The following is a 23,470-nucleotide window of genomic DNA, read 5'->3' on the forward strand; positions in this document are numbered from 1 at the left end:
GGTAATGAGCGAACCGACGGTGACCCGCCTGTTCGGTGGCCCCGGCAGCGGGAAGACGACCGCGCTCCTCGACCGCGTCGAGGGACTCATCGACGAGGGCGCGGAGATGCGCGACATCCTCGTCGTCTCGTACACGCGAGCGGCGGCCGCGGAGATCCGCGAACGCCTCGCCGAACGCCTCGACACGACCCCCCGGCACCTCCAGGGGAACGTCGCGACGATGCACGCGAAGTCGTACGAACTGTTGAACCTCTCGCGCGGCGACGTCGTCGGCGAGGACGACAAAGAGGAGTTCTGTGACGACTACGGCGTCGAGTACGAGGACGAGTACTCCGGCGGCGGTCGCCGCACCGCGCGGTCGACGACGCTCGGCAACAAGGTCATCGCCACCTCCCAGTGGCTCCAGCGCACGAAGCGCGACGTGGCCGACTGGTACGACGTCCCCTTCCAGTGGGACGTCGAGGAGGTGCGCCTCCCGCCGGAGATCGACCCCAACGCCCAGGAGGGGAACAAGTACACCCCGACGTGGCCGGGTGACGACGACCGCCTCGACGTCCCCGAGGCGATCCGCGCGTGGCGCGCCTACAAGGGCGACAACGGGCTGGTCGGCTTCGCCGACATGCTCGAACGGGTGAAGCAGCGCTCGCTGCTCCCGAACGTCGACCACCTCGTCATCGACGAGTTCCAGGACATCACGACGCTCCAGTACGACGTGTACCAGGAGTGGAAGCCCCACATGAAGTCGTGTCTCATCGCCGGTGACGACGACCAGGTCGTGTACGCGTGGCAGGGCGCCGACCCCGCACTCCTGCTCGACACCGAGGTCGACAACGACGAGGTGCTCCCCAACTCCTACCGCCTCCCCTCCAACATCCTCAACGTCGTCAACACGGAGATCCGTCACATCGAGAAGCGACAGGAGAAGGACCTCAAGCCGCGCAAGGAGGGCGGCGTCGTCGAGGCCGTCGACTCGCCGTCGATGCTCGACCTCGTGCGTAACGTCCGCCACACGATCCAGTCCACCGACGACGAGACGGTGATGGTGCTGTTCCGGGCGCGCTACCAGATGTTCGACTTCATCGACGAGTTCATCTCCGAGGGGATTCCGTTCTCGTGTCTCACCGACCAGCGGATGTGGACCGACCGCCTCAACGACTACGTCCGCGCGGTCGAAGCCGTCGAGCGCGACGAGGCGCTGACGGCGCTGCAGGCGCGTCGTCTCGCCGACATCCTGCAAGACTCGGCGTTCGGCTCCAACGAACGCGACGAGTTGTACGACTTCCTCGACGAGGTCGAGGAGACCGCCGAGGAGGACGACCTCGCGGAGATCCCGCTGTCGCCGGAGGACGTCACCGACCGCGTGCCGTTCATGCCCGACGGCCCCGCCGCCGCCGACATGGCCCGCAAGATCACCAGTTTCCAGCGCAAGTCGCTGAAGGCGTACTTCGCGGGCGACTACACCGGCGAGGACTCCGACCGCGTCCGCCTCGGCACGATCCACTCCGCGAAGGGTCGCGAGGCCGACCACGTGTTCGTCAACACCGACCTCACCGAGAAGGTCGTCGAGCAGATGGCCGCCCAGGCCGAGCAGAACGGCCTCGACGTCACCGGCGTCGACGGCGAGGAGTTCACGAAGTCGACGAATCCGGTCCCCGTCCTGACGGACAACGAGCGCCGCGTGTTCTACGTCGGGATGTCCCGCGCCCGCGAGCGCCTCGTCCTCATGCAGAACCTCGTCAACGGCGCCCCCACGCTCCCCATCTCGGTCGTCCTCCACAACGAGGTCCGCGAGGGCGACCCGCAGGAGATCGTCGACGAGATCGTCGAGACGGCCGAGGCGCCCGAGCCAGAAGCGTAGATGGTCGACGCGGACTCCGTCGACGACGACGGCGATCCGGACGCACCCGGGACCGACTACGGCCCACTCGCCGACGAACTGGCCGCCCGCGACGCCGTCGGGTGCGTCGCCGTCGGCGACCGCTTCGACGACGACCTCCGCTACCTCACCCGCTTTTCGGGGCCCGACCGCGACTACGCGTTCGTCCTGACGCTCGGGAGCGACGGCGCCCCCCACACCGCACTGTGTGCACCCGCGCTGTTCGACGAGCAGGCCCGTCGAGAATTCCCGGGCGACACGGTCGGGGTCGACCGGCAAGGCGACCCCGCGGGCGTCCGCGCGGCCGCCGCACTCGCCGACGCCGGTCACGACTCGGGGACGGTGCTCGTCCCGCAGGGCATCCCCCACGACGCCGCCGTCTACCTGGAGAACGCCGGCTACGAGGTCGCCTCGACCGACGCAGTCGCCCGTGCTCGCGAGACGAAGACAACCGCCGAACTTGATCGCCTCCGTCGCGTCCAGCGCGCGGCGATCCGCGGGATCCGACGGGCCGAGACGGTGCTCGCGGAGGCGACCGTCGACCCGGACCGCGACGAGGTGCGCTGGAACGGCGGCGTCCTCTCGACCGAGCGCCTCCGCCGACAGGTGAACGAGGTGCTCGCCGCCCACGGGGTCCGCGACGCGGGCAACACCGTGATCGGTGCAGGCGCGACCGCCGCCGACCTCCACTACACTGGCACGGACGTGATCCGACCGGGGGAGACCGTCCTGCTCGACGTGTCGCCGCGCGGCCCCGACGGCTACTACGGCGACGTGACGCGGACGTTCGCGGTCGACCCCGAGGGCGGGTGGGACCGCCGGGCGTACCTCGCGGTCGAAGCCGCCCGCGAGGCCGCGCTGGAGGAGGTCGCCGCCGGCGTCCCCGCCGCCACGGTCCACGAGGAGGCCGCCGCCGAGTTGGCGGCCCACGGGTTCCGCGTCGACTCCAGCGAGGTGGGCTTCACCCACTCGACGGGGCACGGCGTCGGCGTCTCGCTCCACGAAGGACCGTCGCTCACGGCGGACGAGGACCTGGAAGCGGGGAACGTGCTCACCATCGAGCCGGGGGTGTACGACCCCTCAGAGGGCGGCGTCCGCCTGGAGGACTTGATCGTCGTCACCGGGGACGGCTTCGAGTTCCTCGGCGAGTACCCGTTCTCGCTGGTGCCGCAGAAGCGGGACTGACCGGCGCTCCCGGGGTCCGCTCCCAGGGTCGCTACTCTTCAGACTCGTCCGACGACTCGCCCGGCGCCTTGACCACCGAGCCGACGGCCTTCTCGGCCACCGTGCCGGGCACGTCGTCGGGCGTCGTGAGGCGCCGCGGGAGCAGGACCATGAGGGCGGCGACGACGAGCACGCCGACGCCGAGGGCGGTCTGGCCGTCGACGATCTGTTGGATCCCGTAGACTGCGACCGGGAGCGCGAAGATCAGCGTCGCCGCGAGGCCGAGTTGTTCGAGGATGCCGAGTGCCACAGGAGCCGGTACCGTGTGTCGCGTCGAAAGGCTGTCGCCTTCGTTCCCCGAGTTACTCCCCGTCTCCGTCGGTGACGACGACGTCACCGCTCGGCGCGACGACCGACGGGAGCTTCTCGGGGTCGTCGACGGACAGGCCGGTCGTGACGAGCAGACGGATGCCGCGGGCGACGCTCATGTCGATCTCGTCGTAGTCGTCGGGGTGCATCATCGCCAACTTCCCCGCCGTCGGGTTCGGGCTGTGGGGGAAGAAGACGGTCATCAACTCATCGCCGGCCACCCGTCGAACGCCCCGCGGCGCGGGGTTGGTGACGAACCCGATGGCCCAGGTGCCGTCGCGGGGGAACTCCGCGATCACGACGCGGTCGAAGCCGTCCCCGGGCGCCGCCAGCGACTCGCTCACCTGCCGGACGCCGAAGTACACCGCCCGAACGATCGGGAGCAGTCGAACGCCGCGTTCGAAGCCGCCGAACAGCCGACGGCCCGCCTCGTTGGAGGCGACGAAGCCGAGCAGCGTGACGCCGAAGGCGATGATCACAACCGCCAGCACCGTCGCCAGCGCCTCGTTGCCGACGAGTTCGGCGAGCCCGGTGCCGCTGACGACGGGCGCGAGCGTGACGGTGAGGCGGTTCACCGCGAAGTCGAGCACGAACAGCGTGACCGCCAGCGGGAGCACGAGAAACAGCCCCGCGACGAAACTGGACCGCAGCCGCGTGAAGGCATCCATACCGTCGGACGCGAGCGCCCGGACATAAGTCCACCCACCGGATCGATCGTCACGCCTTCGGAACGCTTTCCACTTGTGGAACCCGACGTGGGAGCATGTTCACCGGAATCGTGGAGACCGCCGGCGAGGTCGTGGGGCGCGAGGAGACGCCCGAGGGCCTGCGCCTGCGCGTCGCCGCAGACGGCCTCGACGACCTCCACCACGGCCAGTCTATCGCCGTCAGCGGCGTCTGCCTCACCGTCGAAGAGTTCGGCGCCGTCGACGACGCCTCGGACGCCGACCGCTCGTGGTTCTCCGTGTTCCTCGCCGCCGAGACGGTCGCGAAGACGTACCTCGACGAGGTGCACGAGGGCGACACCGTCAACATCGAGCGCGCGCTCGCCGCCGACGGCCGCTTCGACGGCCACGTCGTCCAAGGGCACGTCGACACCACCGCCGAGGTTCGCGCCGTCGAGCAGGTCGGCGAGGACTGGCGGTTCACCTTCGCCATCCCGGAGGGATTCGGACAGTACATCGTGGACAAGGGGTCGGTCGCGCTCGACGGCATCTCGCTCACGGTCGCGGAGAAACGTGACGACGAGTTCGACGTCGCCATCATCCCGACTACCTACGACCTGACGAACCTCTCGGAGAAGGAGCCGGGCGACTCGGTCCACGTCGAGGTGGACGTGGTCGCGAAGTACGTCGAGAACATGCTGGAGGGGTACGCGGAGTCGCTGTTGGCGGACGCCCCGAGGCCGGCGGACGACTGAGCAGGCGACACCGGACTCGCTTCGTCCGCGCTCGCTCCGCACGTCGTCGCGTCATCACGCCAGACGCGGGGTCGACCCACGGCGAGACAGGCCGTCCGCTCGCGTCGCTCGCGATGTGGGTCCGGCAGAAAACGCCAGGACAGGGATTTAAACTCCTGAAGACGGTCGCCTCGCTCCGCTCGGCGCTGCGACTTCCGTGTTCAACTCCCTGTCGCGCAGGTCGTCCGCGCTCGCTGGGTCGCTCGCACACGCTACGCGGTGCTCGTGTGGGTTGCTCGCGCGTAAAAACGACGCCAGGACAGGGATTTGAACCCTGGATCCCAAGGGGAACACGCTTTCCAGGCGTGCGCCTTACCACTCGGCCATCCTGGCTCGCATCGTCACGTACCTCCCTGTCGAGTTTAAGCCTGTCCTTTCCGCGCGAGTCGATGCTCGAATCGATAGGCCGCGGCGGCCACCACGAGGCCCACCGCGGCGGCGACGCCGAACAGGCCGGCGAAGCCGAACGGCAGCCCCGAGCCGAGTAGCACGAGGCCTTGGCCGCCGACGAGGACGACGAACAGACCGATCGCCCCCCACAGCAGCGCCGACTTCCGACGGGTCACGACCTACTCCAGCGCGACGACCGCCTCGATTTCGACGCCGACGCCCTTCGGGAGCGCGCCCGCCTGCACCGCCGAGCGCGCCGGTGGCTCCTCGTCGAAGTAGGTGGCGTACGTCTCGTTCATCTCCTCGAAGTCGTCGATGTCCGCGAGGAACACCGTCGTCTTGAGCACGTCCGCGGCCTCGGCGCCCGCCTCCTCGACGATGGCGAGGAGGTTGTCGAGCGCGAGTTCCGTCTGCTCGGCGATGGGGGCGTCGTCTTTCAGGTCGCCGTCGGGGGTCAGGGGGATCTGGCCCGCGGTGAACAGCAGGTCGCCGTTCGTCGTCGCCTGACTGTACGCGCCGACCGCCGCCGGAGCCTCGTCCGTGGAGACGATCCGTTTCATACCCGCGACTGCGGCGCGCCGTCTCATAAATCGGCCGTTCGTGCGCCGTGTCGACGCGGACGACTCTGGCCCCGCCGCCTACGCGAGCACCTCGACCTCGTACCCCGCCTCCTCTAAGGCGGCGACGACGCGCGCGGCGTGTTCGTCGCCGTGCGTCTCCAACTCGATCTCCAGATCCGCCGCGTCGACTGCGATGTCGCGGGAGGTGCGGTCGTGGCTCAAGGCGTACACGTTCGCGTCCTCGCGGGCGATGATGCCCGCGACGCGCTCCAGTTCGCCGGGACGGTCTTTCAGCTCCAGCGAGACCTTCAGGTACCGACCCATGCGGACGAGGCCACGGAGGATCACCGTGATCAGCGTGTTCATGTCGATGTTCCCGCCGCACAGCGCCGGGACGATCGTCTCGCCCTCAGCGTAGTCGAACTTCTCCTCCAGCACCGCCGCGAGCGCGACCGCGCCCGCGCCCTCGACGACGGTCTTCGAGCGTTCGAGCAGGAGGGTGAGCGCCTCCGCGATCTCCTCGTCGTCGACGGTGACGACCTCGTCGACGCGCTCGCGGATGTACGGGAACGTGTGCTCGCCGACCTCCCGCACCGCGATGCCGTCGGCGACCGTGTCGACGCCGGCCAACTCGACGCGGTGGCCCTCTCGCATCGATCGGGCGGCGGAGTCGGCGCCGGCGGCCTGCACGCCGACGACGCGCACGTCGTCGAGCGCGCCCTTCAGCGCCGTCGCGACGCCGGAGATGAGGCCGCCGCCGCCGATGGGGACGACCACCGTGTCGACCTCGGGGCACTGCTCGGCGATCTCTAAGCCGATCGTCCCCTGCCCGGCCATCACGAGGTCGTCCTCGAACGCGTGGAGGTACACCATGTCCTCCTCGCGTTCGATCTCGTGGGCGTGCGCCTGCGCCTCGTCGTAGTCGATGCCGTGGAGCACGACGTCGCCGCCGTAGCGTCGGGTCGCCTCCACCTTCGAGACGGGCGCGTACTTCGGCATCACGATGGTCGAGTCGACACCCGCCCGCGTGGCTGCGAGCGCGACGCCCTGCGCGTGGTTGCCGGCGCTGGCGGTGACGACGCCGCGCTCGCGCTCCTCGTCGGTGAGCGCCGCGATCCGGTTCATCGCCCCGCGGATCTTGAACGCCCCCGTCCGCTGAGTGTTCTCCAGTTTCAGGTGCACGTCCGCACCAGTCATCTCCGAGAAGCTGAACGAGTGGTTCAGCGGTGTCCGAACCGCGACCGTCTCGACGTGCTCGCGGGCGGCGAGCACGTCGTCGTAGCTGAGCATACCCCGGCTTAGCCGGTCGCTGGTGTATCGGTTGTGGTCACGACTGCGCCGCGACCGTCGGCGGACCCGCGGACGCGAGCCGATTCGTCGCGAACCGGTCGCTCGCGGGTGTGAACGTGGGGAAAGAGGGGGAATGCACGCGTGTGACGTGCAACAGGATTCAGGTCCCCCGAGTATATAAAAGTAAGTCACGCGGAGTGTAAGTGAAATCGCAAGACTACGGCGCCCTGAGACGCTCGTCAGACACCTGTCTGCTCACCGTCTGGCGTATCAACGTTCCGGTCGTTCTCGTACCGTAACACGACGCTCGGCGAGCGCGGCCCGTACGCGCTCGGGGAACGGGGCCGTCCCCGGCCAGGTGGCGGCCGCGCCGAGTCGGTCAGGGTCGCCGACGTACACCGCGGCCTCGCCGCGTTGCGTGCCGTCCGGAGCGAGCAGCGGGACCGCGACGCGTGTGTAGAGGTCGTCGGCGACGCCCTCGTACGCGTCGAGCGCGTCGACCTCGTCGGTGCGCAGGAGTCGACCGCCGACCGCCGCGTCGACCTCTGCCGTCCGGTGCGTCGGGACGCGGTCGGTGGAGTCGCCGGAGTCGGTGGAGTCGGCGGTGTCGCCAGCGTCCCCGACAGCGGTCGCGTCGGCTCCGCCGTCGGCTGCGGGGAGCGCGAGCGTGGGGTAGCGACCCTCGACGACCCGAAGGCCGACGAGCGTCGCGGCGCCGACGAAGGCGAACGAGTCGAGCAGTTCGCGCACCCGCTCGGGTTCGGTGAGCGTGCCGTAGACGAAGACGTCCATGCCCGCCACACCCGCCCGAGCGGCTTGGTTGTTCGGGCGACGGCCGCCGGCGACCACGAGCCGTTCCGCTTCCGGAACCACCAAACCCGACCCCGCCGCAAGCGGCGTATGAGCCGCGAGCGTCTGCTCGGCGTGTGGCGACGCGTCCTCGCGCTCGCGTGGCCGGTGATGGCCGAGCAGACGTTCCGCACGGCGATGCGGACGACCGACATCGTCGTCACCGCGCAGTTCTCCCCCGCCGCCGTCGTCGCCATCGGGCTCGCAGACCTGTACGCCAGGTTCCCGCTGCGCATCGGCCTCGGTCTGGGGGGCGGTGCCATCGCCCTCTCCAGTCAGGACACCGGCGCCGGCGCCGACGCCAACCGCGACGAGGCGGTGACGCAAGCAGTGGTCATGGGCGCGCTCGCGGGCGTCCCTTCGTTCTGGTCGGCCTGTTCCTCGGCGAACCGATCATCGCGGTGCTCGGCGCCGACGACCGGACGGCGCGCCTCGGCGGCGAGTACCTCGCCCTCGTGTTCGCGACGGCGCCCGCGCGCCACGTCGCGCTCATCGCCGCCCGGTCGCTCCAGGGGACCGGCGACACCCGCACCCCGATGTACGTGAACGTGCTGGCGAACACGCTCAACATCTCGGGGTCGCTCGTGCTCGGCCTCGGCTTGTTTGGCGCCCCACGCCTGGAGATCGTCGGCGTCGGGGTCGCCACCGCCGCGGCGAACGTGTTGACCGCCGGCCTGCTCCTGCTCGCGATGGCGACCTCGTGGTCGGACGCGAGTCTCGTCCGCCCGCGCGACACCGTGATCGCCCGCCAACTCGTGCGCGTCTCGACCCCGCGCGTCTTGGAGGGGTTCTCGGCGACGGTCGCGGAGTTCCCGTTCAACGCGCTCCTGCTCGGCTTCGGCACGCCCGTCAACGCCGGCTTCCAGATCGGGCGCCGGATGTACCAGCAGGTGACGGGGCCGCTGTCGCGCGGCTACAACGTCGCCGCCAGCGTCGTCGTCGGCCAGTCGCTCGGCGACGCCGACCCCGACGGGGCGCGGTACAACGGCTGGGCGGTGACGGGACTCGGCCTCGCGACCGTGGGGGTCCTCGGCGTCGCGCTCGTCGTCGCCGCGCCGGCGTTCGTCTCAGTGTTCACCGACGACCCCGCGACGGTGCCCCACGCGGTCGCGTTCGCGCGCGTGTACGGCGCGACCGCCGCGTTCCTCGTCGGCTACACGGTACTGTCGGGGGCGCTCCAGGGTGCCAGCGAGACGCGCATCCCGCTCGTCGCCCGGATCACCGGGACGTTCGGCGTCCTGCTCGGGACGACGTACCTCGTCGGGGTCGTGTTGGGGTACGGCCCCCTCGGCGCGTACCTCGGCGTCGGCCTCCAGTACGTCTGGATGACGTTGGTCGTCGTCGCGGGCTTCCGCTACACGGGGTGGGCCTCGCGCGCGGCGGCGATGATGGCCGAACGAGGGAGCGGCGAGGGCGAAGTGGAGGGAGCCTGACGGCGCCGCTGGTCGATGGCGGCGTCGTCGAAAATCGGTGGTGACGGGTTGAGTCGGGAACGGTGAGCGGCGTCGACGTCAGCGACGGGTGTAGCGCAGGATCTCGCGACCGAGGAAGCCGACCGCGATCCCGGCGCCGAACGCGCGGACCAGTTCCTCGCGGCGTCGCTCCTGGTACTCCTGCGGGAAGTACTCCATCATGATGTCGAACATCCGCTCGCCGACCTCGTGGCGGACCAGTTCACCGCGCTCGCCGGCTCGCGACCGCGCCTCGGAGGTGCCCGAGCGGACTTTCTCCGCGTACTCGCTGTAGTCGTCGCTTCGGGGGGTCTTGATCTTCAGGTCCATACCTCTGATACACGCTCGGAGGAGATAACCGTTGCTCGGTAGTATGTCAGCACGTATCTGTGGGGTACACAGCCGAAAAGGTGTACGTATGTGTACGAACGTAGCCGATCGCTACCCGACGCCTATCGCTCCTCGATCGGCACCCACTCGGCGTCTTTCTCGCCGACGTAGCGGGCGCGCGGGCGGATGAGGCGGTTGTCCTCGTACTGCTCCATCACGTGCGCGGTCCAGCCGCCGACCCGCGAGATGGCGAAGATGGGCGTGTAGATGTCGATCGGGATGCCCATCTGGTAGTACGTCGACGCCGAGTAGAAGTCGACGTTCGGCGCGAGGCCCTTCTCCTCGGCCATGAACTCCTCGATGGCGACGCTCATCTCGTACCACTTCATGTCGCCCGACGCCTCGCCGAGCGCCTCCGAGCGTGCGCCGAGGATCTTCGCGCGCGGGTCCTTCACGTTGTACACGCGGTGGCCGAAGCCGGCGACGCGGCGGCCCTCGGCGAGCGCCTCCTTCACCCAGTCGACGGGGTCGGAGTCGGCCTCGTCGACCTCCTGGAGCATCCGCATCACGTTGGCGTTGGCGCCGCCGTGGAGGCTCCCCGAGAGGGTGCCCACCGCGGAGGTGACCGCCGAGTGGATGTCCGCAAGCGTGGAGGCGGTGACCGTCGCCGAGAACGTTGAGGCGTTGAGGCCGTGGTCGGCGTGGAGCACGAGCGCCTGGTCGAACACGTCGGCGGTGACCTCGTCGGGCACCTCGCCGTTGAGCATGTACAGGAAGTTCGCCGCGTGGTCCAGATCCTCGCGCGGCGCGACCGGCTCCTCGCCGTCGCGGACGCGCGCGAACGCCGCCAGCGCGGTCGGGAGTTTCGCCGTGATGCGGCGGGCCTTCCGGACGTTCGCCTCCTGGTCGGTCGGGTCGGCGTCCGTGTCGGGGTCGGCCGCCGACAGCAGCGACGCCGCCGTGCGCATCGCGGCCATCGGCTCCTCGTCGGCCTCGGCGAGGCGGCGCATCGTCTCCAGCGTGTCGTCGTCGAGGGCACGCTCGGCGGCCATCGCCTCCTCGAAGTCGGCCAGTTCCGCCTCGGTGGGGAGTTCGCCGTTCCACAGCAGGTACAGCGTCTCCTCGTAGGAGGCGTGTTCGGCGAGGTCCTCGATGGCGTACCCACGATAGACGAGTTTGCCCTCGTCACCGTCGATGAAACTGAGGTCGGACTCGGCGACGAGGACGCCCTCCAGTCCTCGCTTGAGTTCGTCGGACATACCCCGAGGTTCCGAGGGACCGCCGAAAAGCGTTATCTTTCGGGAAGAACCACGGGACCGTCGAAACCGTGGTGGTTCGGCGGGCTACTCGACCAACGAGTCGTCGCCCGGCGTGACGCCCCAGGCGCCGCCGTCGGCGCCCCCGCCGGTCTTGAACGTCCCGCGCGCGTCGGCGACGTGAGTCCCGTCGACGTCCTCGATGCGCACCTCGGCGCTCGCGACGCTGGCACCGTCGCGGACGACTTCTGCCTCCGCCCGGAGGTCCGTCGTCGCGGGCGCGAGGTAGTCCATCCGCATGTCGACGGTCGGCGTCGGCTTGTGGTGCAAGGAGATGACTGCCGCGCCCGCGGCGGTGTCGGCCAACGCGTAGGTGACGCCGCCGTGGGCGATTGCCCGTCCCGGTACCGACGACAGCTCCTCGGTCATCGGGAGTTCGGCGACGGCGTAGCCGTCTGCGGCCTCCGTCACCTCCATGCCCATGTGGTCGGCGAACGGCATCCCGTTGAGCAGGTCGGCGACGGTCATCGCTGCCCCTCGCCGGCGACTCGAACGAACGCGTGCATACGCTGAGCGACACGACGCGTCGACAAAAGCGGACCGAAGCCGGCGGCGCCCGAGGCCGTTCGCGGATCAGTCGGCGGAGATGCCGCACCCGGCGGTGTAGTCGATGCCCTCGATGGACTCGATCGGATCGTCGCCGCACACCGGGCAGCCCGGGTTCTGGCGGTACGGCACCGTCTCGAACGTCATGTCCATCGCGTCGTAGAACATGAGGCGGCCCTCCAGTACCTCGCCGGCGTCGAGCAGGAGCTTCACGGCCTCGGTCGCCTGGATACAGCCGACCGTCCCGGGGAGGACGCCGAGCACGCCCGTCGTCGCGCAGTCGGGGATCTCACCGGGTTCGGGCGCCTCGGGGAACAGACACCGGTAGCACGGCCCGTCGGGGACGAGCGTCGTCGCCTGTCCCTCGAACTTGTAGATGGAGCCGTGGGCGACCGGCGTGTCCGTCAGGCGGGCCACGTCGTTGACGAGGTATCGGGTCCCGAAGTTGTCCGACGCGTCGACGACCACGTCGTAGTCGGCGATCAGGTCCTCGGCGTTGTGGGGTTCGACGCGCGTCTCGTGGACGTCCACGTCCACGTCGGGGTTGAGTCGCTCGACGTACTCGGCGGCGGACACCGCCTTCGGCTTGCCCACGTCGGCGTCGGCGTGGATGATCTGCCGCTGGAGGTTCGAGCGCTCCACCGCGTCGTCGTCGGCGACGCCGAGGCGACCGACGCCCGCGGCCGCGAGGTACTGGATCGCGGGCGACCCGAGTCCGCCCGCGCCGACGACGAGCGCAGACCCCTCCAACAGCGCCTGCTGGCCCGCGGGGCCGACCTCCTCCAGGATGATGTGCCGGGAGTAGCGGTCGAGTTGGGTCGCGTCGAGCGAGAGTCCGGTCATACCCGACCGTCTCTCCCGAGCCGACATAAGCGCCCTGCCGCCGCTCGCTACCGGTCCCCGCCTGGGGCGGCCTCGCCGGCGCCGTCGAGTGCTTCGTGGACCAGCGCCGCCTCCGCGCGGCGGACGTGCTCGGCGGCGGTGCTAGGTGCGCACCCGACTCTGTCGGCCACGTCCGCGACCGTCGCCTCGCGCGGCTCCTCGTAGTAGCCGAGGTCGACGGCGGCGGCGAGCACCTCCCGTTGGCGGTCGGTGAGCCTCGTGTCCGGTCGGACGGCGCCGCCCGCGCCACTGCGGATCCGGCGGACCGAGACGCCGACGCCGTCGGGGACGCCGTCGAGAGACCGTTGGATCGCGTCCGCCGTGCCGACGAGCGAGAACCGCATCGACCCGTCGGTGTCGTACACGACCGGCGGGACGACGACGACGTTCTCGCCCGCGAACGCCGCCACCAGTCCGCGGTCGCGGTCGGTCAGGCGCTCGCGGACGTAGAGGTAGAAGCCGCCCTCGGCGTCGCCGTCCGCGTCGCAGTCGACCACCTCCGCAGTGTCCACGCCGTCGAGCGCCGGCAGGAACGGCTCGGGTGGCCCATCGACGTGGAACAACAGCACGTTCGTCTCGCCGACGCGCGGGTTCCACTGGAGCAGCCGCGTCGGCCCGAACGCCGGGTGCTCGGCGATGAACCTGTGCATCGGGTGTGTCGTCTCCTCGTCGGGGTCGAGGCGGAGGGCGAGCGTCTTCACACGTGCACGTGTTCACCCCCTAACAAAAAGCGTCCCAGATGTGCGGCGAAACTACCTCGGAGCACCTGGCCGCACCGTCGAACACGCCCGACCGGTCGTGCCGTCCACGGTCGCGACGCTCGCTCCCCGCTGACGCTCGTTCGTGGCTCGCCGCCGCGACGCGCCCCCCGGCAGCCGCTCCGACGACGTGGCCGGTCGGTTTCCCCACCATGAGTACACAGCCGCCGACGGAACGACACGACACCGAGGACCAGCCAGACCACGCGACCGACCTCGCGAGCCTGCTCGGCGACCGGGCCGTTGGCCGCGAGGAGCACCTGAACGCGCCAGGCTTCGTCGTCCGCCCCGACGCCGTGCAGGACGTGCTCTCCACGCTGAAGACCGAGGCGGGCTACGATCACCTCTCGTGCGTCACGGCACAGGAGTACGAGGGGCGCTACGAGTCCATCTACCACCTGAAGACGTACGACGACCCCACCGACGAGGTGAGCGTCGTCGTCCCCGCCGACACGGACGACCCGGTCAGCGAATCGGGCGCACCCGTGTTCAGCACCGCCAATTGGCACGAGCGCGAGGCGTACGACCTGGTCGGCATCGAGTACGACGACCACCCGGACCTGCGCCGCATCCTCTTGCCCGAGACGTGGCAGGGCCACCCGCTCTCGCTCGACTACGAGCAGGACCGTCCGCAGGTGGTCACGCTTCGTGAGAACGCCAATCCGTTGGAACCGGACACCCGTGACGAGCAGGGCACGGACACGATGATGCTCAACATTGGCCCCCACCACCCGGCGACGCACGGTGTGATGCATCTGGAGGCGACGCTGGACGGCGAGCAGGTGGCGGACGTCGACCCCGACATCGGCTACATCCACCGCTGCGAGGAGCAGATGTGCCAGAGCGGCACCTACCGTCACCAGATCATGCCGTATCCCGACCGCTGGGACTGGGGTGGCGGCGGCATCCTGAACGAGTGGGCGTACGCCCGCGTCGCCGAGACGCTGGCCGACATCGACGTGCCCGAGTACGCGCAAGTCCTCCGGACGATGAGTGCGGAGCTGTCGCGAATCCTCTCGCACCTGCTGGCGGTCGGCGCGTACGCGCTCGACGTCGCCGGCGACTTCACCGCGACGTTCATGTACGCCATCACCGAGCGCGAGACGGTCCAGAACCTCTTGGAGGACCTCACGGGCCAGCGGCTGATGTTCAACTACTTCCGCCTCGGCGGCGTCGCGTGGGACCTCCCGGAGCCCCGCGAGGAGTTCTTCGAGAAGACTCGCGACTTCCTCGACGACTTCCCGCGTCGGCTCGCGGAGTTCCACGACCTGCTCACGGGCAACGAAATCATCCAACTGCGGACGGTCGACACCGGCGTGCTGCCACCTGAGGTCGCGAAAGACTACGGGTGCACTGGGCCGGTCGCCCGCGGCTCCGGTGTCGACTACGACCTGCGCCGCGACGACCCGTACGGCTACTACGACGACCTCGACTGGAGCGTCGTCACCGAGTCGGAGGGCGACAACTTCGCACGACTACAGGTCCGCCTCCGGGAGATGGAGCAGTCCGCCCGGATCATCGAGCAGTGCATCGGCCTGTTGGAGGAGTGGCCCGCGGACGACCGTACGGTGCAGTCGAACGTCCCGCGGACGATCAAACCCGACGACGACACTGAGGTGTACACCGCCGTCGAGGCTGCGAAGGGCGAACTCGGCATCTACGTCCGCGCGGACGGCACCGACACGCCGGCGCGGTTCAAGATCCGCGGCCCGTCGTTCTCGAACCTGCAGGCGCTCCCGGAGATGGCCGAGGGCGAGTACGTGCCCGACCTCATCGCCACGCTCGGGAGTCTCGATACGATCATGGGCGAGGTCGACCGGTAGGCGGGTCGGGAACCGAACGGCGGTGGAAACCGCCGGCGCGTCGTCTCCCGTTCCCGAAGGGTCATGCGGCGGGCGACCCAGGTTCCGCCGATGTCCGACAACCGCCGCTTCCACCTGGCACAGCGACCCGAGGGCGTCCCCGACGAGGAGACGTTCGACCTCCGCGACGTCGACCGTCCCGAACCGGGCCCGGGCGAGGCGCTCGTCCGGACGCTGTACCTCTCGGTCGACCCGTACATGCGCGACCGAATGCGCGCCGGCGAGTCGTACGCCGAGCCGTGGGAGGTCGGCGACCCGCTCATGGGCGGCGTCGTCGCCGAGGTCGTCGAATCCAACGGTGCCGGGGTCGAGCCCGGCCAGACCGTCGTCGCGGAACTCCCGTGGGCCGAGTACGCGACCGCCGACGGGAGCGACCTCACGTCCGTCGACACCGGTGGACTCCCCGTCTCCACCGCACTCGGCGTGCTCGGGATGCCCGGTCGCACGGCGTACTTCGGCACCCGCGAGGTCGCCGAACCCCGCGCCGACGACTGGATGGTCGTCTCCGGCGCCGCGGGCGCCGTCGGCTCCGTCGTCGGGCAACTCGGCGAGTTGCAGGGTGCCAACGTCGTCGGCATCGCCGGCTCCGACGAGAAGTGCGACTGGCTCACCGAGGATCTGGGCTTCACCGCGGCGATCAACTACAAGGAAGCGGACGTGGGTGCCCGTCTCGACGAGGTCGCCGACGGCGTCGACGTGTACTTCGACAACGTCGGCGGCCCCGTCACGGACGCCGTCTGGGGCCGGCTGAACGTCGACGCCCGCGTCGCCGTCTGCGGCCAGATCGCGCTGTACAACGACGAGGAACTGCCGATGGGGCCCCGGAAGCTCGGGACGCTCATCCAGACGCGCGCCACCGTGCAGGGACTGCTCGTGGGCGACTTCGCGCCGCGGTTCGCCGAAGCGACCCAGCACCTCGGGGGTCTCGTCGCCAGCGGCGACCTCCAGTACCGCGAGACGGTCACCGAGGGGCTGGAGCACGCGCCGGAGGCGTTCCTCGGGCTGTTCGAGGGTGACAACATCGGGAAGCAGGTCGTGCAGGTCGCCGAGCCGAGCGAGTAGTCGCGTACGGCTCGCGCGTCGCTCCCGCAGAGATTTTCTCCTCTTGGGTGACAGTTGCGGGCGATGGTCTCCCGCGAGAACAGCGTCATCCTCGTCTGCATCGTGGTCGCGGTCGTCCTGCTGTTCGCGATCACAGAGTTCGCCACCCCGCCGGTGTGGGTCGGCGGGGCGGTCCTCATCGGCGTCGGCGTCCTCCTACCGCTGGCGATCAACGGCTATCTGGATCGGTCCGGCAAGTGAGTCAGAAACGACTGTGCGAAACGGGACGCGGTTGTGGCCTCTAGCCGAGCACGTACGACAGCCAGGGGTTGTTCTTGACGAACTCCATGTTCTCGAGGTACGCGTCGAGGCCGAGGATCCGGCCCGCGCCGAACGCGCCGAGGCCGAACAGCAGCGCGGCGTACACGAGGTGGTCGTCGACGACCCAGCCGTGGGCCACCGGCAGGCCCGCCAGCAGGCCGCCCGTCAGCGACGCCGCCCAGTAGAACAGCATCATCACGGCGCCCCAGAAGGCGCTCCAGCGGACGAACGCCCCGAGGATCAGCGCGAGGCCGGTGAGCGTCAGTCCCCACATGTTGAGCATGTCGATGAGCGGGCTGCCCGCCATCGCCGCGAACACGTCTGTGAACGGGTTGCCCGGCGGGATGGCGTTCGCGAGGAAGCCCGCCGCGGTCCAGTCGTTGGAGGGGTCGCTGTCGAGGTACGTCACGAGTTTCGTCACGCCGCCCTGGAACAGCGTCCACCCCATCACGATCCGGAGGATGAACAGCGAGTAGCCGACCCACGTCTCGGAGTAGCCGAACTCCACGTCTCGTCCAAACAGTTCCGCGTTGAGTGTGTTTCGTGTGGCCATGTCGATGACAAGGAGAACACAAATATTGTATTTGAACCTATTGGCCGAAACTCACGCCCGAAGAACCACCGTCGAATTCATCCTCCGGTGGACGAACGCCGACCGTCGCGGCGGCGAGTCGCCGCTCAGTCGAACCGAACGCCCAGGTCGTGGAGGTCGTCGTTGTTGGTCGCGACGTTGATCAACAGCGGCGTCAGCGACTCCACCTCCGCGGCGTTCGCGAGGCCCCCCGCCGACAGCGCACGCAGTCCCGCAATCTCTTCGGCCAGTCGCGAGACGGTCGCCGCGGCGGCGTCGTCGTCCGCGACGACGAGCGTGTCGATGCCCAGATCCTGGTCGAGGTCGGCGAGACGCCCCGCCGCGAGGTTGTGGAACGCGCCGACGACGGGCACCGCCTCGGGCACCGCGTCGCGCACGAGCGCCGTCACGCTCCCAGCCCCCGGCGGGTTGTAGTGGAAGCCTTCCTCGTCGCGCTTCATCCCGGCGGCGGGTGTGACGACCACATCGTCGTCGTCGAGCGTGTCCGCGACCGCCGCGACTGTGTCGGCGACGTGGTACGGTGGGACTGCGAGCACGACCACGTCGGCGCGGTCCGAGGCCATCGCGTTGTCGAACCCCTTGATCGTCGCGTCGCCGCCGGCGGCGGCGACCGTCTCGGTGTAGTCGTCGGCGGCCGCCCGTGCCTTCTCCGGGTCGCGCGATCCGACGAGCAGTTCGTGGTCCGTGTCGCGGCCCCAGCGCACGGCGAGTCCTTCGCCGATGTCACCGGTGCCGCCGAGTAGCGCGATTCGCATGGAGGCGAGTCCGGGCGGGCCGGCGGTAAGCGTTGCGTGACCGGCCGACTATGCCGTCGTCGGACCCGGTGTCAGACCGATTCGGTCTCCCCCGCCGTCCCACGCACGTACACGAACCAGTACGCCAGCACCGGTGAGGTCAGCAGCATCGGGCCGACCGTGATCAGCAGCGTCAGGCGGTCCGGGGGGACGAACTGGGTCGCCAACGCGAGCGCCAACAGGTCCAACATCGCGACGAAGGTGAGGAACTGCACCACGCGGGCGACTTTCGTCCGGCGGTCGTTGCCGGCGCCGTCGCCCACTCCCGCGTCACTCATCTGCTCACTCCAGCAGGTCCGGCAGGTCGTTCACGCTGTCGACGACCGCGCTCGCGCCGGCGTCGGCGTACTTCGCGCGGCCCTCGTCCCCGGTGAGGCCGCCGGTGAGCACGCCGACGCCGTAGTACGCCGTCTCCTCGTCCGCGGCGTCGGCGTTGACCGCGGTGCGCACGTCGTCGAGCGTGTCGCCGACGAACGCGACCGTGTCGGCGTAGGTGCGCTCGGCCAGCGTCACGAGCGCGTCCGGGTGGGGCTTCCCGTGGTCCCAGTCGTCCATCGTGAACCGGCGGTCGTCGGCCACGTCGAGGCCGACCCGGTCGAGCGCGATGTCGGCCTCCGCCGACGGGCGGCCCGTGAGGACGCACACCGGGTAGCGGTCGGTCAGCGCGTCGACCGTCGCCTCCGTCAGGATCACCGGTTCGTCGTGGATGAAGCCCGGCGCCTCGAACGGCGGGTCGCCGCCCTCGATGTCGCGGAACAGGTCGCTCCCGAGGTACAGCGCCTGGAACGTCTCGCGCAGTGCGTCGGGGTCCCACACGGCTTCGACCTCGTCGGCCGTCTCGTCGCCGAGTGCGTCGCGGACGGTGGCGCGAGCGCCGTCGAGGCCGGTCCCGTTGGCGGCGATGGCGTCGGTGAACGTCGCCACGTCGGCGTCGAGGCCACGCTCGCGGGCGAGGACGTACAGCGCGACCGCGTCCGACAACTCCCAGTCGTTGTTGAACCCCCCGGCGTCTTTGAACGCCTGGAGGTCGTCGCGCTCGAGCGTGGCGCCGTGGCGGCGCTCGACGCACTCGACGACGGCGCGGCGGTAGGAGTCCGCCACGTCGACGAGCACGCCGTCCACGTCCAGCACGACCGTATCGACTCGCATGGGAGAGGAGGGGCGCGGACGGCGTATGGGCGTTGCGACTCCGAGTGGGGACAGTCACGGCGAGAGTCGCGCTCGCCGGGGTCGCATCGGCCTCACTCGTCGAGCACGCCGCGGGGGTCGCGGGCGACGTACAGCGTGTCGCCGCCGTCGAGCGCGAGCGGGGTCGCGTCGACGGCGGGTGGGTCACCGCCGAGCGTCGTGAAACAACAGGCGGCGTCGACGCGCCGCGCGACGGCGACGAGCGGACGGTGGAGTTCCGGCGGGGAGTTCAACGCGTACACGCAGTCGACGCGGTACGCGTCGCCGGGGTCGTCGCGGGCCGCCGCCGCGACCACGTCGTCGCGGACGAACTGGACCGCCGCGGGAACGTCGCGGGCGACCACGTCCGTCGCGGTCACCGTCGCACCGTCGTCCGCGAGGCGTCCGGCGACCTCGTGGCGACCGCCGATCCCGACCTCACACAGCCGTCCGAATCCGACGAGTTTTCGAGTGATGGCGTCGCGGCGGGCGTCAGACACGGGCGGTCAACTTATGGTTGCACCCGTCATAAACACGTCCATGCTTGTCGACATCGTGCCCATCGGGGACGTCTCCGCGCAGGTGAAGCGGGAGGCGTCTGCCGGGCTTCGGTCGGTGTACGACTGCGACGTGACGGTCCACGACGAGCAGTCGATCCCCGAGGGCGCGTACGACCGCAGCCGTAACCAATACCGGGCCGAGCAGTTCATCGAGTTGGTCTCCCGGGTCGGCAGCGGCGAGAAGAACATCGGTATCACCCCGCAGGACCTGTACTACCGGCGGCGCAACTACGTGTTCGGCCTCGCGTACCTCAACGGCAACGGCTCGGTCGTCTCGACGTACCGCCTCCAGACGTCCTCCGACGGCGGCGTCTCCACCAAGCCCTCCACCGAGGTGTTCGCCGACCGTGTCCGCAAGGAAATCGTCCACGAGATCGGACACACCCTCGGCCTCGAACACTGCGACAACAGCAAGTGCGTCATGTCGTTCTCCCCGACCGTCCGCGAGGTGGACGTGAAGGAGGAGCACCTCTGCGGCACCTGCTCCCGCGAACACCTGTAGCTGCGACCCTTCACTTCTCTCGTCTCCCCCGTTCTCGTTCGGCGCGCTCGTCACACCCATTCCAGTCCCGCCAGTCCGGCGAACAGGTATATGACTCCGGGAAGACAACATCGAGTCGTCATGTCCGAGGAAGTCATCGACCTGCTCCGCAAGGCGTACGCCGACGAGATGGAGACCGTGATGAACTACCAGACGAACGCCATCGTCCTCGACGGCGTCCGCGCCGAAGAGATCAAAGAGAGCCTCCAGACCGACATCCAAGAGGAGTTGACCCACGCCGAGCAGCTCGGGAACCGCCTGAAACAGCTCGACGCGCGACCGCCGGGCTCCGAAGAGTTCACCGCGAGCCAGCACTCGCTGCAGCCGCCGGAGGACTCGACGGACGTGCTGTCGGTGATCGAGGGGGTCATCGACGCCGAGGAGGACGCCATCTCGACGTACCGCGCGGTCATCAACGCAGCCGAGGAGGCCGACGACCCCGTGACGGAGGATCTGGCGGTGACGATCCTCGCCGACGAGGAGGCCCACCGCACAGAGTTCAAGGGGTACCGCAAGGAGTACAAGCGCGACTAACTCCCGTTCGACGTCGGCGACGCTGGTCGAACCGAACTCGGGCGCACCGAGTACGCAGGAGAACTGCGGTGTCGTGCGGTGCGGTGTGGTGAAGTGACGCGAGACGAGCGTGGTCGGGCGAGCTACCCGGTGTAGTAGTACTCGCCGTCGCTCTTCTGTTGCCGGTCCAACTGCGAGCCGGGCTTGTTGATGCGCGGGCGCCCCGTCCGCTCGTCGCGGCGGAACGTGATGTCCAGATCGCCGAGGAAGTCGTTCATCCCGGCGCGCATCTGCTGGGGCTGGGTCGCGCGGCCCTCGACGGCGGGCTCGCCGTCGAACACCATCAGGCGGTCGGCCAGCAGGTCGATCATGTAGATGTCGTGGTCGATGACCATCACCGTCGCGTCGTGGTTCTCGGCGTAGCGGCGGATGGCGGTCGTCGCCTGCACGCGCTGTTCCACGTCGAGGTGGGCCGACGGCTCGTCGAGCAGGTAGAGGTCGGCGTCCTTCGAGAGACACGCCGCGATGGCGACGCGCTGGCGCTCACCGCCGGAGAGGTCGGTGAGGTTCTGCTCCATGATCCGGTTGAGCTGGAGCGGTCGCGCGACTTCGGTGTCCCAGTAGGAGGAGCCGAAGTCGTCGGTGATCGACGAGAGGAACGCGTCGACGCGCATCGGCTGGTCGATTTCGATGTACTGCGGCTTGTACGCGATGTCCAGCTTCACGTCCAGTTCGCCCTCGTCGGGCTCCAACTGGCCGGCGAACAGCTTCGCCATCGTCGACTTCCCGATCCCGTTGGGACCGACGATGCCGAGCACCTCCGACTCGTGGACGGCGCCGCCCTCGACCTGGAGGGAGAACTCCCCGTCGCCGTACGACTTCGTGAGGTCGGGGTACTCGAACAGCACCTGCGAGCGCGTCGCCTCCCGCGGCGCGTGCTCGTCGAAGGTGATCGAGTTGGGGCGGATCCGCATGTTCTCGTTGTTGAGGTACCCCTTCAGGTACTCGTTGATGCCGTTGCGGGTGGACTTGGGGTCGGTGACGACACCGTACGCCCCCGGCTCACCGTAGGTGACGTGGAGCGTGTCCGCCAGCAGGTCGAGGATGGCGAGGTCGTGCTCGACGACCATCATCGAGCGCTCCTCGTCCTCGGCGAGTTCGCGGATGAGGCGCGCGGCGGTCATCCGCTGACCGATGTCCAGATAGGGTGTGATCTCGTCGAGGAAGTAGAAGTCCGCGTCGCGCGCGAGCGTCGCCGCCAGCGCGACACGCTGGAGTTCCCCGCCGGAGATGGAGTCGATGTCCTGGTCCATCACCGGAGCGATGGAGAGGCGCTCGACGAGTTCGTCGAGCACACCGCGCTCGTCGGTGCGCTCCAGCAGCTCGCGGGTGTTGCCGTCGAACTGCTTGGGGATCTGGTCGACGTACTGCGGCTTGCGCGCAACCTCGACCTCGCCGTCGATGACGCGCTCGACGTAGTTCTGGAGTTCCGTCCCCTTGAAACGCTCCAGCACGGCGTCCCAGTTCGCTTCGTCGGCGTGGGCGCCGAGGTTCGGCGTCAACTCCCCCGAGAGCATCTTCACCGCCGTCGACTTCCCGATCCCGTTGGGACCGAGGATGCCCGTCACGTTGCCGGGTTCCGGCACCGGCAGGCCGTACAGCGCGAACGCGTTGTCGCCGTAGCGGTGGACGGGCGCGTTCTCCAACTCCGAGGGGAGGTTGATGATCTCGATGGCGTCGAACGGGCACTTCTCGACGCAGATACCGCACGTCTCGCCGAGGCAGATCTCCTCGGAGATCCACACCTGGTCCGGGCCGCCGTCGTACGGTTCGTCCTCTTCGTAGTGGTCGCCGCGCTCGACGATGCAGTCCTTCCCGGTGCGATTCGGCGGGCAGAAGTTCGCACACTCGTAGTTACACCGGTCGGGCGAACACCGATCGAGGTCGACGACCGCGATGCTGTCGTCCGCCATCTTACGCGAGGTTCGCCGAGAGGATGACGCCGTAGCAGATGAACCACAGCGTGAAGGTCATGAACGCCACGTAGAGGTTGTCCTTGATCCCGAACTCCTCGATCTCGACCCCGAGGAGCTTCAACAGCGGGATCTGCACGAAGACGAACGCTGCGACCACCAGCAGGGCGAGCCGGTCCATCGCCGCGTCGGGCGTCGTCCCGAGGAACGGGAGGTACGCGGAGACGAGCGCCGCGGCGATCCCCGAGAGACACGCCACGGTGGTGACGGTCACCCCGCGGAGGTGGTCGGAGAGCCCCGAAGCTGTTTCCGTAGCCATAGCCGTTGCTCCGCCAGCCGGCGACAAAAGGGGTTCGCTTGGCGGAGACGGTACCGGCGCCCGACACCGAACAGTGTTCCGTGAATCTTTATCAGGGTGGGATGTTTCGAATCGTAACGATGGCCGGAACCGACGACGAATCCCTCGACGACCTCCCCCCGAGCGCCAAACTCGTGTTCAAGGTGCTGGAGTACAACGGGCCGCTGACCCAGAAGGGCATCGTCGAGGAGTCGATGCTCTCCGCACGGACGGTGCGCTACGCGCTCGAACGACTCGAGAACATCGGGATGGTCGACGAGGACGTGTACTTCGCCGACGCTCGACAGAACCTCTACCAACTCACCGCTCCGCAGAAGGCCGAAGCCGACGGCGGCCAGGAAGCCTGCTGCGCCGAGTGAACTGGTAGCGCGACCGCGATTTTCTCTCTCCAGGCACCCAGCGGCGCCGCCGAACGTTGATACCGGAAGCCGAGGGCACAGTCGCCGTGCAGTAGGGACAGACGCGCGCCGGCCCGCGAAATCCGAGTCCGACGGCGCGTGTGGCGACG

Annotated in this window: 27 protein-coding genes, 1 tRNA gene and 1 pseudogene; 10 read left to right on the plus strand and 19 right to left on the minus strand. The window is 69.2% G+C overall.

Annotation, left to right across the window (positions count from 1 at the left end):
- Positions 1–4: 4 nt before the first annotated feature.
- Complete coding sequence (locus P0R32_RS14415) at positions 5–1,858, plus strand: UvrD-helicase domain-containing protein (protein ID WP_276237723.1); 1,854 nt, start codon at positions 5–7, stop codon at positions 1,856–1,858.
- A complete protein-coding gene (locus tag P0R32_RS14420; RefSeq protein WP_276237725.1) occupies positions 1,859–3,061 on the plus strand; it encodes a M24 family metallopeptidase in 1,203 nt (400 codons plus the stop codon).
- A gap of 31 nt (positions 3,062–3,092) precedes the next feature.
- On the opposite strand, the gene P0R32_RS14425 is transcribed toward P0R32_RS14420, so the two are convergent.
- Together P0R32_RS14425 and P0R32_RS14430 are read right to left on the minus strand one after the other, a co-directional pair.
- Positions 3,093–3,350, minus strand: coding sequence for a DUF7533 family protein (locus tag P0R32_RS14425; protein ID WP_276237726.1), 258 nt, complete (start codon positions 3,348–3,350; stop codon positions 3,093–3,095).
- Positions 3,351–3,402: 52 nt separating this feature from the next.
- On the minus strand, positions 3,403–4,077 hold the full coding sequence (locus P0R32_RS14430) for a DUF502 domain-containing protein (RefSeq protein WP_276237727.1): 675 nt from the start codon (positions 4,075–4,077) through the stop codon (positions 3,403–3,405).
- 95 nt (positions 4,078–4,172) lie between these two features.
- Between P0R32_RS14430 and P0R32_RS14435 the strand changes: the two genes are divergently transcribed.
- Positions 4,173–4,829 (plus strand): riboflavin synthase, encoded by a 657-nt coding sequence (locus P0R32_RS14435; protein WP_276237728.1) that lies wholly within the window; start codon positions 4,173–4,175, stop codon positions 4,827–4,829.
- A 291-nt stretch (positions 4,830–5,120) separates the two neighbouring features.
- Here the strand turns inward: P0R32_RS14435 and P0R32_RS14440 are convergent.
- From P0R32_RS14440 to P0R32_RS14460, 5 genes are all read right to left on the minus strand, one after another.
- Positions 5,121–5,201: transfer RNA gene (locus tag P0R32_RS14440), tRNA-Ser, on the minus strand.
- A gap of 29 nt (positions 5,202–5,230) precedes the next feature.
- Entirely contained in the window at positions 5,231–5,434 is a 204-nt protein-coding gene (locus P0R32_RS14445; protein ID WP_276237729.1) for a DUF7981 family protein, read from the minus strand.
- 3 nt (positions 5,435–5,437) lie between these two features.
- Positions 5,438–5,818, minus strand: coding sequence for a Rid family detoxifying hydrolase (locus P0R32_RS14450; protein ID WP_276237730.1), 381 nt, complete (start codon positions 5,816–5,818; stop codon positions 5,438–5,440).
- A gap of 78 nt (positions 5,819–5,896) precedes the next feature.
- On the minus strand, positions 5,897–7,108 hold the full coding sequence (gene ilvA / locus P0R32_RS14455; RefSeq protein ID WP_276237731.1) for a threonine ammonia-lyase: 1,212 nt from the start codon (positions 7,106–7,108) through the stop codon (positions 5,897–5,899).
- A gap of 270 nt (positions 7,109–7,378) precedes the next feature.
- Positions 7,379–7,900 (minus strand): gamma-glutamylcyclotransferase family protein, encoded by a 522-nt coding sequence (locus P0R32_RS14460; RefSeq protein ID WP_276237732.1) that lies wholly within the window; start codon positions 7,898–7,900, stop codon positions 7,379–7,381.
- A gap of 108 nt (positions 7,901–8,008) precedes the next feature.
- Between P0R32_RS14460 and P0R32_RS14465 the strand changes: the two are divergent.
- A pseudogene (locus tag P0R32_RS14465) lies at positions 8,009–9,390 on the plus strand (MATE family efflux transporter).
- Between the two features lie 78 nt (positions 9,391–9,468).
- Here P0R32_RS14465 and P0R32_RS14470 read toward each other — a convergent pair.
- From P0R32_RS14470 to P0R32_RS14490, 5 genes are all read right to left on the minus strand, one after another.
- Positions 9,469–9,738, minus strand: coding sequence for a hypothetical protein (locus tag P0R32_RS14470; protein ID WP_276237733.1), 270 nt, complete (start codon positions 9,736–9,738; stop codon positions 9,469–9,471).
- A 122-nt stretch (positions 9,739–9,860) separates the two neighbouring features.
- A complete protein-coding gene (gene citZ / locus P0R32_RS14475) occupies positions 9,861–10,997 on the minus strand; it encodes a citrate synthase (protein ID WP_276237734.1) in 1,137 nt (378 codons plus the stop codon).
- A gap of 84 nt (positions 10,998–11,081) precedes the next feature.
- A complete protein-coding gene (locus P0R32_RS14480) occupies positions 11,082–11,522 on the minus strand; it encodes a PaaI family thioesterase (RefSeq protein ID WP_276237735.1) in 441 nt (146 codons plus the stop codon).
- Between the two features lie 105 nt (positions 11,523–11,627).
- Positions 11,628–12,443, minus strand: coding sequence for an SAMP-activating enzyme E1 (gene ubaA / locus P0R32_RS14485; protein ID WP_276237736.1), 816 nt, complete (start codon positions 12,441–12,443; stop codon positions 11,628–11,630).
- Between the two features lie 47 nt (positions 12,444–12,490).
- On the minus strand, positions 12,491–13,183 hold the full coding sequence (locus P0R32_RS14490) for a helix-turn-helix domain-containing protein (RefSeq protein ID WP_276237737.1): 693 nt from the start codon (positions 13,181–13,183) through the stop codon (positions 12,491–12,493).
- Between the two features lie 209 nt (positions 13,184–13,392).
- On the opposite strand from P0R32_RS14490, the gene P0R32_RS14495 reads away from it, so the two are divergent.
- From P0R32_RS14495 to P0R32_RS14505, 3 genes are all read left to right on the plus strand, one after another.
- Positions 13,393–15,063, plus strand: a complete 1,671-nt coding sequence (locus tag P0R32_RS14495) for an NADH-quinone oxidoreductase subunit D (protein WP_276237738.1) — start codon at positions 13,393–13,395, stop codon at positions 15,061–15,063.
- Positions 15,064–15,153: 90 nt separating this feature from the next.
- A complete protein-coding gene (locus P0R32_RS14500) occupies positions 15,154–16,164 on the plus strand; it encodes an NADP-dependent oxidoreductase (RefSeq protein ID WP_276237739.1) in 1,011 nt (336 codons plus the stop codon).
- A 63-nt stretch (positions 16,165–16,227) separates the two neighbouring features.
- Entirely contained in the window at positions 16,228–16,404 is a 177-nt protein-coding gene (locus tag P0R32_RS14505) for a DUF7987 family protein (protein ID WP_276237740.1), read from the plus strand.
- A 40-nt stretch (positions 16,405–16,444) separates the two neighbouring features.
- On the opposite strand, the gene P0R32_RS14510 is transcribed toward P0R32_RS14505, so the two are convergent.
- From P0R32_RS14510 to P0R32_RS14530, 5 genes are all read right to left on the minus strand, one after another.
- Positions 16,445–17,017 carry a DoxX family protein gene (locus tag P0R32_RS14510; RefSeq protein ID WP_276237741.1) on the minus strand — a complete coding sequence of 191 codons (573 nt, stop codon included), beginning with the start codon at positions 17,015–17,017 and terminating at the stop codon, positions 16,445–16,447.
- Between the two features lie 125 nt (positions 17,018–17,142).
- Complete coding sequence (gene npdG / locus P0R32_RS14515; protein ID WP_276237742.1) at positions 17,143–17,811, minus strand: NADPH-dependent F420 reductase; 669 nt, start codon at positions 17,809–17,811, stop codon at positions 17,143–17,145.
- A gap of 71 nt (positions 17,812–17,882) precedes the next feature.
- Complete coding sequence (locus P0R32_RS14520; protein WP_276237743.1) at positions 17,883–18,128, minus strand: DUF7534 family protein; 246 nt, start codon at positions 18,126–18,128, stop codon at positions 17,883–17,885.
- Between the two features lie 4 nt (positions 18,129–18,132).
- Positions 18,133–18,999: a TIGR01548 family HAD-type hydrolase gene (locus P0R32_RS14525; RefSeq protein WP_276237744.1), complete on the minus strand. Its 867-nt coding sequence runs from the start codon at positions 18,997–18,999 to the stop codon at positions 18,133–18,135.
- Between the two features lie 92 nt (positions 19,000–19,091).
- Positions 19,092–19,517, minus strand: coding sequence for a UPF0146 family protein (locus tag P0R32_RS14530; RefSeq protein ID WP_276237745.1), 426 nt, complete (start codon positions 19,515–19,517; stop codon positions 19,092–19,094).
- A gap of 40 nt (positions 19,518–19,557) precedes the next feature.
- Here P0R32_RS14530 and P0R32_RS14535 point away from each other — a divergent pair, with 40 nt between their 5' ends.
- On the plus strand, positions 19,558–20,079 hold the full coding sequence (locus P0R32_RS14535) for an archaemetzincin family Zn-dependent metalloprotease (RefSeq protein ID WP_276237747.1): 522 nt from the start codon (positions 19,558–19,560) through the stop codon (positions 20,077–20,079).
- A 120-nt stretch (positions 20,080–20,199) separates the two neighbouring features.
- On the plus strand, positions 20,200–20,652 hold the full coding sequence (locus tag P0R32_RS14540; protein WP_276237748.1) for a ferritin-like domain-containing protein: 453 nt from the start codon (positions 20,200–20,202) through the stop codon (positions 20,650–20,652).
- A 122-nt stretch (positions 20,653–20,774) separates the two neighbouring features.
- On the opposite strand, the gene P0R32_RS14545 is transcribed toward P0R32_RS14540, so the two are convergent.
- Positions 20,775–22,604, minus strand: a complete 1,830-nt coding sequence (locus tag P0R32_RS14545) for a ribosome biogenesis/translation initiation ATPase RLI (protein WP_276237749.1) — start codon at positions 22,602–22,604, stop codon at positions 20,775–20,777.
- Position 22,605: 1 nt separating this feature from the next.
- Positions 22,606–22,923: an EMC6-like membrane protein gene (locus tag P0R32_RS14550; RefSeq protein WP_276237750.1), complete on the minus strand. Its 318-nt coding sequence runs from the start codon at positions 22,921–22,923 to the stop codon at positions 22,606–22,608.
- Positions 22,924–23,042: 119 nt separating this feature from the next.
- On the opposite strand from P0R32_RS14550, the gene P0R32_RS14555 reads away from it, so the two are divergent.
- Positions 23,043–23,321, plus strand: coding sequence for a MarR family transcriptional regulator (locus tag P0R32_RS14555; protein ID WP_276237751.1), 279 nt, complete (start codon positions 23,043–23,045; stop codon positions 23,319–23,321).
- Positions 23,322–23,470 lie beyond the last annotated feature (149 nt).

This window comes from Halobaculum marinum (genome assembly GCF_029338555.1).
Taxonomy (GTDB): Archaea; Halobacteriota; Halobacteria; order Halobacteriales; family Haloferacaceae; genus Halobaculum; species Halobaculum marinum.

Coding starts and splice junctions, on each gene's coding strand:
- P0R32_RS14415 (WP_276237723.1), top strand. CDS start 5: ATGAGCGAACCGACGGTGACCCGCCTGTTCGGTGGCCCCGGCAGCGGG.
- P0R32_RS14420 (WP_276237725.1), top strand. CDS start 1,859: ATGGTCGACGCGGACTCCGTCGACGACGACGGCGATCCGGACGCACCC.
- P0R32_RS14430 (WP_276237727.1), bottom strand. CDS start 4,077: ATGGATGCCTTCACGCGGCTGCGGTCCAGTTTCGTCGCGGGGCTGTTT.
- P0R32_RS14435 (WP_276237728.1), top strand. CDS start 4,173: ATGTTCACCGGAATCGTGGAGACCGCCGGCGAGGTCGTGGGGCGCGAG.
- P0R32_RS14450 (WP_276237730.1), bottom strand. CDS start 5,818: ATGAAACGGATCGTCTCCACGGACGAGGCTCCGGCGGCGGTCGGCGCG.
- ilvA (WP_276237731.1), bottom strand. CDS start 7,108: ATGCTCAGCTACGACGACGTGCTCGCCGCCCGCGAGCACGTCGAGACG.
- P0R32_RS14460 (WP_276237732.1), bottom strand. CDS start 7,900: ATGGACGTCTTCGTCTACGGCACGCTCACCGAACCCGAGCGGGTGCGC.
- P0R32_RS14470 (WP_276237733.1), bottom strand. CDS start 9,738: ATGGACCTGAAGATCAAGACCCCCCGAAGCGACGACTACAGCGAGTAC.
- citZ (WP_276237734.1), bottom strand. CDS start 10,997: ATGTCCGACGAACTCAAGCGAGGACTGGAGGGCGTCCTCGTCGCCGAG.
- P0R32_RS14480 (WP_276237735.1), bottom strand. CDS start 11,522: ATGACCGTCGCCGACCTGCTCAACGGGATGCCGTTCGCCGACCACATG.
- ubaA (WP_276237736.1), bottom strand. CDS start 12,443: ATGACCGGACTCTCGCTCGACGCGACCCAACTCGACCGCTACTCCCGG.
- P0R32_RS14495 (WP_276237738.1), top strand. CDS start 13,393: ATGAGTACACAGCCGCCGACGGAACGACACGACACCGAGGACCAGCCA.
- P0R32_RS14500 (WP_276237739.1), top strand. CDS start 15,154: ATGTCCGACAACCGCCGCTTCCACCTGGCACAGCGACCCGAGGGCGTC.
- P0R32_RS14505 (WP_276237740.1), top strand. CDS start 16,228: ATGGTCTCCCGCGAGAACAGCGTCATCCTCGTCTGCATCGTGGTCGCG.
- P0R32_RS14510 (WP_276237741.1), bottom strand. CDS start 17,017: ATGGCCACACGAAACACACTCAACGCGGAACTGTTTGGACGAGACGTG.
- npdG (WP_276237742.1), bottom strand. CDS start 17,811: ATGCGAATCGCGCTACTCGGCGGCACCGGTGACATCGGCGAAGGACTC.
- P0R32_RS14520 (WP_276237743.1), bottom strand. CDS start 18,128: ATGAGTGACGCGGGAGTGGGCGACGGCGCCGGCAACGACCGCCGGACG.
- P0R32_RS14525 (WP_276237744.1), bottom strand. CDS start 18,999: ATGCGAGTCGATACGGTCGTGCTGGACGTGGACGGCGTGCTCGTCGAC.
- P0R32_RS14535 (WP_276237747.1), top strand. CDS start 19,558: ATGCTTGTCGACATCGTGCCCATCGGGGACGTCTCCGCGCAGGTGAAG.
- P0R32_RS14540 (WP_276237748.1), top strand. CDS start 20,200: ATGTCCGAGGAAGTCATCGACCTGCTCCGCAAGGCGTACGCCGACGAG.
- P0R32_RS14545 (WP_276237749.1), bottom strand. CDS start 22,604: ATGGCGGACGACAGCATCGCGGTCGTCGACCTCGATCGGTGTTCGCCC.
- P0R32_RS14550 (WP_276237750.1), bottom strand. CDS start 22,923: ATGGCTACGGAAACAGCTTCGGGGCTCTCCGACCACCTCCGCGGGGTG.
- P0R32_RS14555 (WP_276237751.1), top strand. CDS start 23,043: ATGGCCGGAACCGACGACGAATCCCTCGACGACCTCCCCCCGAGCGCC.